The sequence below is a fragment of the Pseudomonas edaphica genome (assembly GCF_005863185.1).
In the GTDB taxonomy this organism is placed as follows: Bacteria; Pseudomonadota; Gammaproteobacteria; order Pseudomonadales; family Pseudomonadaceae; genus Aquipseudomonas; species Aquipseudomonas edaphica.
Genome location: NZ_VBVZ01000134.1, coordinates 1 through 12,530, shown reverse-complemented (window position 1 = coordinate 12,530; position 12,530 = coordinate 1). Strand labels below are relative to the sequence as shown.

General features: G+C 57.4%; 17 protein-coding genes and 1 tRNA gene. 7 read left to right on the top strand and 11 right to left on the bottom strand.

All coding sequences use genetic code 11. The features are described from left to right. The 5 genes from FEM54_RS11365 to FEM54_RS11350 form a co-directional block, all read left to right on the top strand. Positions 1-507: hypothetical protein (locus FEM54_RS11365; RefSeq protein WP_205894399.1), on the top strand; the 507-nt coding region annotated here is incomplete at its 5' end. Positions 508-556: 49 nt separating this feature from the next. Further along, positions 557-805 (top strand): hypothetical protein, encoded by a 249-nt coding sequence (locus tag FEM54_RS11360; RefSeq protein WP_138450926.1) that lies wholly within the window; start codon positions 557-559, stop codon positions 803-805. A 195-nt stretch (positions 806-1,000) separates the two neighbouring features. Further along, positions 1,001-1,483 carry a hypothetical protein gene (locus FEM54_RS11355; RefSeq protein WP_138450924.1) on the top strand — a complete coding sequence of 161 codons (483 nt, stop codon included), beginning with the start codon at positions 1,001-1,003 and terminating at the stop codon, positions 1,481-1,483. Between the two features lie 83 nt (positions 1,484-1,566). Then, entirely contained in the window at positions 1,567-1,953 is a 387-nt protein-coding gene (locus FEM54_RS34605) for a hypothetical protein (protein ID WP_223817938.1), read from the top strand. After that, positions 1,839-3,002: a tyrosine-type recombinase/integrase gene (locus tag FEM54_RS11350; RefSeq protein WP_240792732.1), complete on the top strand. Its 1,164-nt coding sequence runs from the start codon at positions 1,839-1,841 to the stop codon at positions 3,000-3,002. Before FEM54_RS34605 ends, FEM54_RS11350 begins: the two co-directional genes overlap by 115 nt. 79 nt (positions 3,003-3,081) lie before the next feature. On the opposite strand, the gene FEM54_RS11345 is transcribed toward FEM54_RS11350, so the two are convergent. From FEM54_RS11345 to thrS, 9 genes are all read right to left on the bottom strand, one after another. Further along, a tRNA-Pro gene (locus tag FEM54_RS11345) sits at positions 3,082-3,158 on the bottom strand. A gap of 90 nt (positions 3,159-3,248) precedes the next feature. Further along, positions 3,249-3,605: a MerR family transcriptional regulator gene (locus FEM54_RS11340; protein ID WP_003219935.1), complete on the bottom strand. Its 357-nt coding sequence runs from the start codon at positions 3,603-3,605 to the stop codon at positions 3,249-3,251. Continuing rightward, a complete protein-coding gene (ihfA, locus tag FEM54_RS11335; RefSeq protein ID WP_002553164.1) occupies positions 3,586-3,888 on the bottom strand; it encodes an integration host factor subunit alpha in 303 nt (100 codons plus the stop codon). Before ihfA ends, FEM54_RS11340 begins: the two co-directional genes overlap by 20 nt. A 3-nt stretch (positions 3,889-3,891) precedes the next feature. Next, positions 3,892-6,270: a phenylalanine--tRNA ligase subunit beta gene (gene pheT, locus FEM54_RS11330; RefSeq protein ID WP_138450920.1), complete on the bottom strand. Its 2,379-nt coding sequence runs from the start codon at positions 6,268-6,270 to the stop codon at positions 3,892-3,894. A 26-nt stretch (positions 6,271-6,296) separates the two neighbouring features. Beyond that, positions 6,297-7,313, bottom strand: a complete 1,017-nt coding sequence (gene pheS / locus FEM54_RS11325) for a phenylalanine--tRNA ligase subunit alpha (protein ID WP_034117607.1) — start codon at positions 7,311-7,313, stop codon at positions 6,297-6,299. 109 nt (positions 7,314-7,422) lie between these two features. Then, positions 7,423-7,779: a 50S ribosomal protein L20 gene (gene rplT, locus FEM54_RS11320; protein ID WP_003174975.1), complete on the bottom strand. Its 357-nt coding sequence runs from the start codon at positions 7,777-7,779 to the stop codon at positions 7,423-7,425. Positions 7,780-7,806: 27 nt separating this feature from the next. After that, positions 7,807-8,001 carry a 50S ribosomal protein L35 gene (gene rpmI / locus FEM54_RS11315; RefSeq protein WP_002553160.1) on the bottom strand — a complete coding sequence of 65 codons (195 nt, stop codon included), beginning with the start codon at positions 7,999-8,001 and terminating at the stop codon, positions 7,807-7,809. Between the two features lie 59 nt (positions 8,002-8,060). After that, on the bottom strand, positions 8,061-8,612 hold the full coding sequence (infC, locus tag FEM54_RS11310) for a translation initiation factor IF-3 (protein WP_015884933.1): 552 nt from the start codon (positions 8,610-8,612) through the stop codon (positions 8,061-8,063). Next, positions 8,612-10,534 (bottom strand): threonine--tRNA ligase, encoded by a 1,923-nt coding sequence (thrS, locus tag FEM54_RS11305; protein ID WP_017138778.1) that lies wholly within the window; start codon positions 10,532-10,534, stop codon positions 8,612-8,614. Before thrS ends, infC begins: the two co-directional genes overlap by 1 nt. A 365-nt stretch (positions 10,535-10,899) precedes the next feature. Here thrS and FEM54_RS11300 point away from each other — a divergent pair, with 365 nt between their 5' ends. Together FEM54_RS11300 and FEM54_RS11295 are read left to right on the top strand one after the other, a co-directional pair. Next, a complete protein-coding gene (locus FEM54_RS11300; protein ID WP_017138777.1) occupies positions 10,900-11,214 on the top strand; it encodes a hypothetical protein in 315 nt (104 codons plus the stop codon). Positions 11,215-11,503: 289 nt separating this feature from the next. Beyond that, positions 11,504-11,716, top strand: coding sequence for a cold-shock protein (locus FEM54_RS11295; RefSeq protein ID WP_003234260.1), 213 nt, complete (start codon positions 11,504-11,506; stop codon positions 11,714-11,716). Positions 11,717-11,790: 74 nt separating this feature from the next. Here the strand turns inward: FEM54_RS11295 and FEM54_RS11290 are convergent, their stop codons facing one another. Both FEM54_RS11290 and FEM54_RS11285 read right to left on the bottom strand, forming a co-directional pair. After that, complete coding sequence (locus FEM54_RS11290) at positions 11,791-12,111, bottom strand: I78 family peptidase inhibitor (protein ID WP_017138776.1); 321 nt, start codon at positions 12,109-12,111, stop codon at positions 11,791-11,793. A 143-nt stretch (positions 12,112-12,254) separates the two neighbouring features. Next, the coding region (locus FEM54_RS11285; protein ID WP_240792731.1) for a hypothetical protein at positions 12,255-12,530 on the bottom strand (276 nt) is incomplete at its 5' end.

The following is a 12,530-nucleotide window of genomic DNA, read 5'->3' as shown; positions in this document are numbered from 1 at the left end:
GTCCAGCTGGAAGGCAATCAGCGCCTGCATGTCTGGCACCCTGAACTGCCACGGCGGGCTTGTTTTGAGCATTCGGCTATCCACGATCACCGCTTCGATTTTCAGTCGCGGGTGCTGGTTGGACAGCAGCGCAACATTGAATTTCGCTGCGACCCATCGCCGGCCGGCGCCTACTCGCTCTACCTGCATGAAGGATCGCGCACCGCTTGCGGCGGCCGACCATGGACGCCAGACGGTCGCGCTCACATGGTTGAGATCAGCGACGAAACGATCCCGGCTGGCCTGACTTACAAGCAACACGCTTACCACTTCCACCGCACCGTGCCCGCCGGCGACGGCAAAGTGGCGACGATCATGCAGAAGCTGACGGAGTACTCGCGCGGCGCTCACTCAACCTGTGTTGTTGGCGTGAAGCCTGACGACAAATTCGATCGCTACCAGTGGTCACCGACCCAGCTCTGGGAAATCGTCTCCGATGTGATGCTCGGCCAGCGGGTGACACCGTGACCGCCACCCTCTGGTTCGCCTACGTCTTCATCTACAAGGGGCCAAAGCCATGACAAAAGCTATGGAATTCGGCGTTCAAATGTGGACGATGCTTGACCAAACATTCCATGAGTCAGCAGAGGCTAATGGATACGCGGGCCATCCAGAAAAAGCCCAGCTATGGGCTGGATTCTTGGCGGCGGCTGGCGGCGCGATGGCGGCAGATATTGGGCCGGTGAACGCTAGGGCAATAATCGACACAGTGTCCCTTTCCTGCGTGGAGATTGCCAAAGATGAGTTGAGGGTCGTGAAGCCATGACCCATCAACCCAAAGGCGGAATGTGCCGAACCTGCATCCATGCCCACCGCAATTGCAGCCACCTTCCCTTCAGCACGATGCCGGCTCTTGCCCGTGACGCCCAGACCGTGATCGTTCGCTGCACTGAATTCAAGCGCAGCAAATAACCCCAATCCCCCTACATGCCTGCCGGTGAGCGGCGGGCGAGGTATTCGTATGTCAGCAGTTCAGCGATTCCACGAAGCAGCCAACGACGCCCTGGTTAAACTCAGCGGCTACTGCCTGCCAGGCGCCAAGCTTGCCCTGGTCATTGTCACCCCGGGCGAGCCGGAGCGAGACATCATCCTGGAAGACCAGGGCCTGGATAGAAACGAAGTGGTCAGCGCGCTGCGCCGGCGCGGCCTGAGCATCGACGGCGACAACGCCTACAAGCGCGACCTGTGCGACACGATTGTAGGGGCACTGGCTTTGGGTGCCCAGAACTCCAACCCGCCGCCGGCGGATCACTGGGCGCAGCAGTTCTGGCAGATAGGCAGAGAGGAGCGTGCCGGGTGCGAAGAGTTGGTCGCGGCACTGACCCTTGCAGTCGAGCGCTGGACCCTGCTGGCAAACGAGTTCAAGCACACCACCCCGGAGCATGAGCGAGAACTCGCCGTGATCTCGCAAGCCAGGGACGCCATCTCCAAGGCCACCCGCTAACCCACCTTCTGCCGCCCAGCGCGGCAAGGACACCAAATGACGACCAATTCAGCGCGGCCCGGAATGGGCTGCGGGAGATAGCTATGGGCGCTCAACAGCTGATCCCTCGATTCATAAGAGCAAAGGAAGCGCCCGGATACCTGGGCATGTGCCGGGCAATTTTCGACGAGACAGTCAGGCCCTTCGTAAGCGAGTTCCCCATCGGTGGTCGCGGCGTTGGTTTTGACCGGCAGGAACTGGACGACTGGGCCACGGCGTACGTCGAGGCAAAGGCGATTGATAAAAAAGGCGCAACGGAGCAACAATCGCCCCGCAGCGAGCGCCAGAAAGGAGATAAATCATGGCGCGAAAATCGATCACAGGCCTCTCCCAAAGGAAAGGTATCTGGCATATCGACAAGAAAATCAACGGAGAACGACTTTACGAAAGCACTGGAACTGGTGACAGGGAAGAAGCGGAGCGCTACCTGATCTACAGGTTGGAGCAGATCCGGCAACAGAAGGTGTATGGAGTAAAGAAGGTGAGGATCTGGCGGGAGGCGGCGACTCGCTTCCTGCTGGAGTTCAAAGACCAACCGTCAATCAAGCTATCTGCTCACCACCTCTCACAGCTCGACCCATTCATTGGCGAAATGCCGCTGACCCACATTGATGACCAGGCCCTGGCGCCTTTCATCAAAGACAGGTTGGCGACCAAGAAGCTGGAAGGCGGGAAGGTAAAGAAGGGTGTCAGCAACAGAACGGTGAATATCTCGATCGAGCGTGTGGTTCGGGTTTTGTCGTTGTGTGCCAGGAAGTGGCGAGACGATGAGCGCAGGCCTTGGCTTGATAGCGTGCCGATGCTCACGAAGCTGGAAGAGAAGAAGTCGAGCCGCAAGCCGTACCCGATGTCATGGCCGGAGCAGTCGATTCTTTTCGGGGAGTTGCCGGCTCACCTGCAAACGATGGCGCTGTTCAAGGTGAACACCGGCACGCGCGAGCAGGAGGTCTGCAAACTGAGGTGGGACTGGGAGATCGCGGTACCGGAACTGGGCACCAGTGTGTTTCTGATACCGGCCGACTTTGGGGGAAGGCACGAACGCTCCGGCGTCAAGAACGGCGACGAGCGGCTGGTCGTGCTGAACAGCGTGGCCAGGTCGATCATTGAAAAGCAGCGCGGCATCAGCAAGGAATGGGTTTTCCCATACAACGGCACCGCGATGCACCGAATGAACGACTCGGCCTGGAAGAAGGCGCGGGTGAGAGCGGCGAAACTCTGGCAGGAGGAAAACCTTCGCCCCGCTCACCCAGGTTATGCATCCATCAGGATTCACGACCTTAAGCACACATTTGGCCGCCGGCTGCGTGCGGCAGGCGTAACCGAGGAAGACCGCAAGGCTCTTCTGGGGCACAAGAACGGCAGCATCACCAGTCATTACTCGGGCGCTGAGCTCGGGCATCTGATCGAAGCTGCGAACATGGTATCAGCAACCGATTCTCGCGGACCGGTCCTGACAATTTTGAAGAGGAAGCAGGCGTGAAAAAACGACAAGTCACGCAAAAGTCACGCACATGAAAAAGGCCAATGCTGTGAACATTGGCCTAAGTCATTGAAAAATATGGTCGGGACGGAGTGATTCGAACACTCGACCCCTAGCACCCCATGCTAGTGCGCTACCGGACTGCGCTACGCCCCGACTAGGCGTGTTACTGGGTTTGCTTCGTAACGAAGCGATCCGGAATATACCGCAAGCTTTTGAAATGTGGAAGTATTTTAAAAGCTTGTATCACTTCTTCAGAACCACCAGCACATCTTCGAGTTCGGAGATCATCTGGCGGATCATTTGCTTGTATTGGGTGGTATCGTCTTTGGCTTCATCACCGGACATACGCTGGCGCGCGCCGCTGATGGTGAACCCCTGGTCGTACAGCAACGCACGGATCTGTCGGATCATCAGCACATCCTGGCGCTGATAATACCGACGGTTCCCGGTGCGTTTGACGGGGTTGAGTTGAGGAAACTCCTGCTCCCAATAGCGCAGCACGTGCGGCTTGACCGCACAGAGCTCGCTGACTTCACCAATGGTGAAGTAGCGTTTGCCTGGGATGACGGGTAGTTCGTCGTTATGACTTGGTTCCAGCATAAGCCTCAACTCGGGCCTTCAACTTCTGCCCTGGACGAAAGGTGACCACACGGCGAGCCGTGATCGGGATTTCTTCTCCCGTTTTTGGATTGCGGCCAGGCCGCTGGCGTTTGTCCCGCAGGTCAAAATTGCCGAAACCGGACAATTTGACCTGTTCGTTGTCTTCCAGAGCGTGCCGAATTTCTTCAAAGAACAGCTCGACCAATTCCTTGGCTTCGCGTTTGTTCAGACCCAACTCTTCGTACAGACGTTCCGCCATCTCAGCTTTCGTCAAAGCCCCCATACGTCACTTCCTTAACGTGGCGTTCAACCTTTGTTCGAGCGAGGTGAGGATATTTTGTGTCGTGGTATTCACCTCATCGTCATTAAGAGTGCGCGATGGATGCTGCCAGGTCAAGCCAACTGCAAGGCTTTTTCTATGCGGATCAATGCCTTTACCCTGATAGACGTCAAATAGCCTGAGGTCTGTCAGCCATTCCCCTGCATTTTCAAGGATTACGTCCAGAACGGCAGTGGCGGCCACTTCACGGTCGGCGATCAGCGCGAGGTCACGACGCACTTCAGGGAAGCGCGACAACTCGCTGAATTTAGGCATCTTGCCCGACGCCACTTCAGCCAGAACCAGCTCAAAAACAAAGACCGGACGGTCCAGGCCCAATGTTTTCGACAGCTCAGGGTGGATGGCACCGACAAAACCCACCAAACGCCCTTCGCGCTCGATACGTGCAGTCTGGCCCGGGTGCAATGCCGGGTGGCTACCAGACACAAACGTGAAGTCATCCAGTGCACCGGCAAAGCCCAGCACCGCCTCCACATCGGCTTTAACGTCGAAGAAGTCCACGCCATCGCGGCCCTGTGCCCAGCCTTCTGGCAGGCGGCTACCGCAGACAACACCCGCCAGCATCGGCTCTTGCTTGAGGCCATCGAGTTGGCCGACAAAGCGCAGGCCGCTTTCGAACATGCGCACGCGGTCCTGCTGACGGTTCAGGTTATGGGACAGTGCCTTAACCAGACCCGGCCACAGCGACGAACGCATGGCGGCCATGTCATTGGAGATCGGGTTAGCCAACAGCAACGGCTCAACACCTGGGTTGAACAGCTCAAACTGCTTTGGATCGATGAAGCTATAAGTCACCGCTTCCTGGTAGCCACGGGCAACCAGCAGGCGACGCAACTCTGGCAGGTGCGCACGCGCCTCGGCCTTGGGTTGCGGTGCCAGGCGCGCTTGCGGGTAGCGAACCGGCAGGCGGTTGTAGCCGTACAGGCGGGCCAGTTCTTCGATCAGGTCGACTTCCAGGCTGATGTCGAAACGATGGCTTGGCACTTCTACGTGCCACTGCCCTTCCCCACCGGCGGAAATACCCAGGCCGAGTGCGGACAGCAGTTGCTCGATCTGCGCAGGTTCAATCACCAGGCCAAGCATTTGCTCGACGCTTTTGGCGCGCAGGGTGATCGGTGCAATCGACGGCAGGAACTGCTCGTTGACGGTCTCGGTGATCGGGCCGGCTTCGCCGCCAGTGATTTCCAGCAGCAGGCCAGTGGCGCGCTCCATGGCTTCACGGGCCAGCTTCCAGTCCACACCACGCTCGTAGCGGTGCGAGGCATCGGTGTGCAGGCCGTAGGAACGGGCCTTGCCAGCGATGGCGATCTGGTCGAAGAATGCGCTCTCAAGGAAAATATCGCGGGTGGTTTCGGACACGCCGCTGTGCTCGCCACCCATCACGCCGGCAATCGCCAGGGCGCGGGAATGGTCGGCAATTACCAGGGTGTCGGCGCGCAGGCTGACTTCCTGGCCGTCGAGCAATACCAGCTTCTCGCCTTCTTCGGCCATGCGCACACGGATGCCGCCATTGATTTCGGCAAGATCGAAGGCGTGCAGCGGTTGGCCCAGCTCCAGCATCACGTAGTTGGTGATGTCCACGGCGGCATCGATGCTGCGCACGTCGGCGCGACGCAGGCGCTCAACCATCCACAGCGGGGTTGGCTTGGACAGGTCGACGTTGCGGATCACACGACCCAGGTAACGTGGGCAGGCGTTTGGCGCCAGTACGTCGACAGGGCGCACTTCGTCGTGGACTGCAGCGACTGCGGCCACCACCGGGCGGGTGACCGGGGCGTTGTACAGCGCGCCCACTTCACGGGCCAGACCGGCGAGGGACAGGCAGTCACCCCGGTTCGGGGTCAGGTCGACCTCGATGCTGGCGTCTTCCAGTTCCAGGTAAACGCGAATGTCCTGACCCACTGGCGCATCGGCCGGCAGTTCCATCAGGCCATCGTTGCCCTCGCCGACTTGCAGCTCGGCCTGGGAACACAGCATGCCGTTGGACTCAACGCCACGCAGCTTGGCTTTCTTGATCTTGAAGTCGCCCGGCAGTTCGGCGCCGATCATGGCAAACGGAATCTTCAGGCCCGGGCGCACGTTTGGCGCTCCGCACACGACCTGAAAGGTTTCCACGCCATTGCTGACCTGGCACACACGCAGCTTGTCGGCATCGGGGTGCTGCTCGGTGCTCAGCACCTCGCCCACCACCACGCCGGTGAAAACACCGGCGGCCGGCGTTACGCTATCGACCTCAAGGCCGGCCATCGACAGACGAGCAACCAGCTCGTCGCGATCTACCTGCGGGCTTACCCAGCCACGCAGCCATTGTTCACTGAATTTCATCCTGCTCTCCTAAAGATTCGTTACGACTAGCGAAATTGCGCGAGGAACCGCAAGTCGTTGTCGAAGAACAGACGCAAGTCGTTCACGCCGTAACGCAGCATGGCCAGGCGCTCAACGCCCATGCCGAAGGCAAAGCCCGAGAACTCTTCCGGGTCGATCCCGGACATGCGCAGCACGTTAGGGTGAACCATGCCGCAGCCCATCACTTCCAGCCAGCCGGTCTGCTTGCAGACGCGGCAGCCTTTGCCGCTGCACATCACGCATTCCATGTCGACTTCAGCGGATGGCTCGGTGAACGGGAAGAACGATGGACGGAAACGCACCGCCAGCTCTTTCTCGAAGAACACCCGCAGGAACTCTTCGATGGTGCCTTTGAGGTCGGCGAAATTGATGTCGCGATCGACCAGCAGGCCTTCGACCTGGTGGAACATCGGCGAGTGGGTGATATCAGAGTCGCTGCGGTACACACGGCCTGGGCAGACGATGCGGATCGGCGGCTTGTTCGCTTCCATGGTGCGGACCTGTACCGGCGAGGTATGGGTGCGCAACAGCATGTTCGCGTTGAAATAGAAGGTGTCGTGCATCGACCGGGCCGGGTGATGGCCTGGGATGTTGAGCGCCTCGAAGTTGTGATAGTCGTCTTCGACCTCGGGGCCTTCGGCAATGCCGTAACCGATATGGGTGAAGAACTGCTCGATACGTTCCAGAGTCCGGGTGATCGGATGCAGACCGCCCGAGGCCTGGCCACGACCAGGCAAGGTGACGTCAATGGACTCGGCGGCGAGCTTGGCCGCAAGATCGGCCTCCTCGAGCGACGCCTTGCGCGCATTGAGCACCTCGGTGACACGCTCCTTGGCGACGTTGATCAGCGCGCCGACTTGCGGACGCTCTTCAGCCGGCAAATTCCCCAGGGTCTTCATCACCTGAGTCAATTCACCTTTTTTGCCAAGGTAGTGAACCCGGATTTGCTCCAGGGCATTTACATCTTCAGCGCTATGCACAGCCTCAAGAGCTTGGGCAACGAGCGCATCCAGGTTTTCCATGTACAGACTCCAGATACAAAATAGGGGAAGAGCTTGAAGGCTCTTCCCCTATTTATGACGTTTACCACCTTGGGCTACAGGAGCAGCCCAAGGTGACTGTCGGGGGTACTTAAGCCAAGGTGGCTTTAGCTTTCTCGACAATCGCAGCAAACACCGCTTTTTCGTTCACGGCCAGTTCAGCCAGAACCTTACGGTCGATTTCGATGGACGCTTTTTTCAAGCCAGCGATGAAACGGCTGTAGGACAGACCGTTAACACGTGCACCAGCATTGATACGAGCGATCCACAGAGCGCGGAACTGACGTTTTTTCTGACGACGGTCGCGGTAGGCGTATTGGCCTGCCTTGATTACCGCTTGCTTGGCAACACGGAATACGCGTGAACGCGCGCCGTAGTAGCCTTTAGCAAGTTTCAGAATTTTTTTGTGACGCTTACGGGCAATGACGCCACGCTTTACACGAGCCATGAGTTATTCCTCTATTCTTGACTAAAATTAACGAAGGCGCAGCATGCGCTCGACTTTTGCCACGTCAGACGGATGCAGCAAGCTGCTACCGCGCAGTTGACGCTTACGCTTGGTCGACATTTTGGTCAGAATGTGGCTCTTGAAAGCGTGCTTGTGCTTGATACCGTTAGCAGTTTTCAGAAACCGCTTAGCAGCACCACTTTTAGTTTTCATCTTTGGCATGTTCGGTACTCCGCATTCAGTTGATAAACATAATCAGAAGGCCTGCCGTGCCCTGTTGATTACTTCTTCTTTTTCGGGGCGATGACCATAATAAGCTGGCGTCCTTCCATCTTAGGATGCTGTTCGACCGAACCGTACTCGAGCAAGTCAGCTTCAACCCGCTTGAGGAGTTCCATCCCCAGCTCCTGGTGGGCCATCTCACGGCCGCGGAATCGCAAGGATACCTTGGCCCTGTCCCCATCACTCAGGAAACGTACCAGGTTGCGCAGTTTTACCTGGTAATCCCCTTCCTCCGTCCCTGGACGAAACTTGATTTCTTTTACTTGAATCTGCTTCTGGTTCTTCTTCGCTGCGGCAACCTGTTTCTTCTTCTCGAAGATCGATTTGCCGTAGTCCATCACCCGACAAACAGGTGGGATTGCATCGGCGGAGATTTCCACCAGGTCCAATTTGGACTCTTCAGCAATACGAAGCGCTTCATCAATCGAGACGATGCCAATCTGCTCGCCGTCAGCGCCAATTAACCGAACCTCGCGTGCCGAGATATTCTCGTTGATCGGGGCTTTCGGTGCAGCTCGTTTATCTTGTCTCATTTCACGCTTAATAATAATTACTCCGAATCTGGGCGACCACGCCGGGAAACCGCTTGCGCGAGGAACTCAGCGAACTGGGCGACGGGCATCGAGCCCAGGTCAGCACCTTCACGAGTACGCACAGCGACAGTCTGCATCTCGACTTCCCGATCTCCGATAACCAAAAGATAGGGAACCTTGAGCAAAGTATGCTCGCGGATTTTAAAGCCGATCTTTTCATTTCTCAAGTCGGACTTGGCACGAAATCCGCTTTCGTTGAGAGTTTTTTCAACTTCAGCGGCAAAATCGGCCTGTTTATCAGTGATATTCATGATCACTGCCTGGGTCGGAGCCAGCCACGCAGGGAATGCACCCTCGTAGTGCTCGATCAGGATACCGACGAACCGTTCGAACGAGCCGAGGATCGCCCGGTGCAGCATAACCGGGTGCTTGCGGCTGTTATCTTCGGAGACGTATTCGGCTCCCAAACGGATCGGCAGGTTAAAATCGAGCTGCAGGGTACCACACTGCCAGACGCGACCAAGGCAATCTTTCAGCGAGAACTCGATCTTCGGACCGTAGAAGGCGCCCTCACCCGGCTGCAGATCGTACGCAAGGCCCGCGCTGTCTAGCGCAGCGGCCAGTGCAGATTCAGCGCGGTCCCACAGTTCGTCGGAACCAACACGTTTTTCCGGACGAGTGGACAGTTTCATTTCGACTTCGGTGAAACCGAAATCGCGATAAACATCCATGGTCAGCTTGATGAACGCGGCGGATTCAGCCTGCATCTGCTCTTCGGTGCAGAAGATGTGGGCGTCGTCCTGGGTGAAGCCACGCACACGCATGATGCCGTGCAGCGCACCCGACGGTTCGTTACGGTGGCAGGCACCGAACTCGGCCAGGCGCATCGGCAACTCGCGGTAGCTCTTCAGGCCCTGGTTGAACACCTGCACGTGGCATGGGCAGTTCATTGGCTTGATGGCGTAGTCGCGGTTTTCCGACTGCGTGGTGAACATGTTGTCGGCGTAGTTGGCCCAGTGCCCGGATTTCTCCCACAGACTGCGGTCAACAACCTGAGGCGTCTTGATCTCCAGGTAGCCGTTGTCGCGCTGAACCTTGCGCATGTACTGCTCGAGCACCTGGTACAGGGTCCAGCCGTTCGGGTGCCAGAACACCATGCCCGGCGCTTCTTCCTGGAGGTGAAACAGGTTCAGGCGCTTGCCGATTTTGCGGTGGTCGCGCTTTTCAGCTTCTTCGATGCGCTGGATGTAGGCCGCCAGTTGCTTCTTGTCAGCCCAGGCCGTGCCGTAGATCCGCTGCAATTGTTCGTTCTTCGCATCACCGCGCCAGTAGGCACCGGACAGCTTGGTCAGCTTGAACGACTTGAGGAAGCGTGTGTTCGGCACGTGCGGACCACGGCACATGTCGACATATTCTTCGTGGTAATACAGGCCCATGGCCTGTTCGTCCGGCATGTCTTCCACCAGACGCAGCTTGTAGTCTTCGCCACGGGCGGTGAACACGTCGATCACTTCGGCGCGCGGCGTGACCTTCTTGATCACGTCGTAATCTTTTTCGATCAGCGCGTGCATGCGCGCTTCGATAGCGGCCAGGTCGTCCGGAGTGAAAGGACGCTCATAGGCGATATCGTAGTAAAAGCCTTCGTCAATGACCGGGCCGATCACCATTTTTGCCGTTGGGTACAGCTGCTTGACCGCATGGCCAATCAGGTGCGCGCAAGAGTGGCGAATGATCTCCAGCCCCTCTTGATCCTTGGGCGTGATGATTTGCAGGCTGGCATCACCAGTGATCAGGTCGCTGGCGTCAACCAGCTTGCCGTCGACCTTGCCGGCCACGGTGGCCTTGGCAAGACCTGCACCAATGGATGCGGCGACCTCGGCTACGGAAACCGAATGATCGAATGAACGTTGACTGCCGTCGGGAAGAGTAATAGTTGGCATGGCGCCTCCTCTCCTAGTGGTGACCCCTACCAAAGGTCACGTGGGTTGGGATGAGCCAGTACAAGATCCAACACCAGGCCGTTCAATGATGAACGCCTGCCTTACAGCGGCAGGAGCCTTTCGGCCAACCGATAATCGAACCAGAGTGACTGGAGTGAACTCAAAAAACATGGCAAGGCGGCAATGGGCGCGCCTGGAAATAGCCAAGCGGGTGATGCTAGCACAGATGAACGGTCATCGCGCCTGCCGCGCCTGATGAAACATAAAATCCCGTGTTTGATGCCTGTAAAAGTGAACTTGAGCTGTACGAAAGCCCTCAAACCCGCTGAGAATCGCTGTTTGCCCACGAATCAAAGGAGCACTTCATGATGCGCTTTACCTCGACCCTCGCTCTCGCCGCTTCCCTGGCTTTCTTGTCTGTTGGCGCGCACGCCGCCGCCCCTTCGAACTGGCCTGAAGGCGCCCGTGACAGCTTCATCAAGGATTGCAGCTCGGCAGCCCAACAAAACGTGGACGCCAAAACCGCCAAAAGCCATTGCGAATGTGGCGCGGACAAGATCAATGCCGAATTGAGCACCGCTGAAATCAAAGAGCTCATGACTAACCCGAACTCCAGCCCCGAGCTCAAAAACAAAGCTGTCGCGGCTATTTCGTCCTGCAAAGTCGTGAAGAAAAAATAACAACGACCACTGATCAGACGGCCATTTAACTGAAAAAACAGCCTGAAAACTGCCATTTCGCACAAATTACGCAGCTTTTACGGCTTTTTTTAACAGCTGGTATTTCGCTGCAAAGCCCCGTAGATCGGGGCTTTCAGCCAACCAAGGCACTAAACGCAACGCTATTGATTAGCAAACAATGCCTTGGGGGGGCTTACAAGCCGAACATTTCGACTATGATACCCCGGTGTGCCCAGTTGGCCTGAGCAGCACAGCACTACTGAAAATATATGTTTCTTGGAGATACACCATGTCTAATCGCCAAACCGGCACCGTTAAATGGTTCAACGATGAAAAAGGCTTCGGCTTCATCACTCCTCAAGGTGGCGGTGACGACCTGTTCGTACACTTCAAAGCTATCGAAAGCGACGGTTTCAAAAGCCTGAAAGAAGGCCAAACCGTTTCCTTCGTGGCTGAGAAAGGCCAAAAGGGTATGCAAGCTGCACAGGTTCGCGGCGAGTAATTCTCCGCTGAGCTAAAAAAAACCCCGTCCATGTGACGGGGTTTTTTATGGGCGCTGCAAAAGCCGCGAAGCGATCAGCCGCAGTTGACCCGCGTGATCACCAGGTTGTCGTCGGTGTTCAGGTTCAGACGGTCGGAGCGGTATTCCAGGGTGATCATGTCGTTAGGCTTGAGGATCCGTGCGTTCTGCGCGCCGGCACGGGTACGCGCCTGCTCCAGCAATTGAGGCGAGGCTTTCTGGCCGATAGCGAATTCGGCAGCCTTCGACTCGCAGCGAGTGTGACCTGCATCGGCAACGGCGGCATCTTTGCCCGGCTCAGGGGCACCCGGGGTGCTGCAACCCGCCAACGCGAGTGCTGCCAACAAAGTACCGAATGATGCGAGCTTCCAAGGCATGAAGCCTCCTATGAAAAAAATGGACAGAGATCGTGCGACAGCGATCTGGCGGTTTGGTTTCAAGACGTAAATCGCCTAAGAGCAAGTCTGCCTGACTCAAGGCGAGCATTCGCCGGATCAATCGTCACCAGATATGAACGAATTCAGTAGATATCGATGTAGTCAAACGGCGGCTTCGGCCAGTTCTGCTGGAGCGCGTTGAAAATCTGCCGGACCCAGACTTCATCGCTGGCCGCGACGTTACCGACATAACCCGAGCCTTTGGCCCAGGTCTCGAGGCGAAACAGCAGGCCGTCGATGTCGACTCCGCCTACGGCCTTCCCAGAAGAAATAAACGCGATACCGCCCTTGGTCACCCGCAACTGGGTGTGCTCGTCGTCACTGGCACTCGCGAGCAACTGGCGCACGGCTTCCAGCGT

What these genes read in the sequence shown, in the direction of transcription:
- rpmI (WP_002553160.1), bottom strand. Translation starts at nt 8,001, where the DNA reads ATGCCAAAGATGAAAACTAAAAGTGGTGCTGCTAAGCGGTTTCTGAAA.
- thrS (WP_017138778.1), bottom strand. Translation starts at nt 10,534, where the DNA reads ATGCCAACTATTACTCTTCCCGACGGCAGTCAACGTTCATTCGATCAT.
- pheS (WP_034117607.1), bottom strand. Translation starts at nt 7,313, where the DNA reads ATGGAAAACCTGGATGCGCTCGTTGCCCAAGCTCTTGAGGCTGTGCAT.
- FEM54_RS11290 (WP_017138776.1), bottom strand. Translation starts at nt 12,111, where the DNA reads ATGCCTTGGAAGCTCGCATCATTCGGTACTTTGTTGGCAGCACTCGCG.
- rplT (WP_003174975.1), bottom strand. Translation starts at nt 7,779, where the DNA reads ATGGCTCGTGTAAAGCGTGGCGTCATTGCCCGTAAGCGTCACAAAAAA.
- FEM54_RS11360 (WP_138450926.1), top strand. Translation starts at nt 557, where the DNA reads ATGACAAAAGCTATGGAATTCGGCGTTCAAATGTGGACGATGCTTGAC.
- FEM54_RS11295 (WP_003234260.1), top strand. Translation starts at nt 11,504, where the DNA reads ATGTCTAATCGCCAAACCGGCACCGTTAAATGGTTCAACGATGAAAAA.
- FEM54_RS34605 (WP_223817938.1), top strand. Translation starts at nt 1,567, where the DNA reads ATGGGCGCTCAACAGCTGATCCCTCGATTCATAAGAGCAAAGGAAGCG.
- FEM54_RS11300 (WP_017138777.1), top strand. Translation starts at nt 10,900, where the DNA reads ATGATGCGCTTTACCTCGACCCTCGCTCTCGCCGCTTCCCTGGCTTTC.
- ihfA (WP_002553164.1), bottom strand. Translation starts at nt 3,888, where the DNA reads ATGGGGGCTTTGACGAAAGCTGAGATGGCGGAACGTCTGTACGAAGAG.
- pheT (WP_138450920.1), bottom strand. Translation starts at nt 6,270, where the DNA reads ATGAAATTCAGTGAACAATGGCTGCGTGGCTGGGTAAGCCCGCAGGTA.
- FEM54_RS11340 (WP_003219935.1), bottom strand. Translation starts at nt 3,605, where the DNA reads ATGCTGGAACCAAGTCATAACGACGAACTACCCGTCATCCCAGGCAAA.
- FEM54_RS11355 (WP_138450924.1), top strand. Translation starts at nt 1,001, where the DNA reads ATGTCAGCAGTTCAGCGATTCCACGAAGCAGCCAACGACGCCCTGGTT.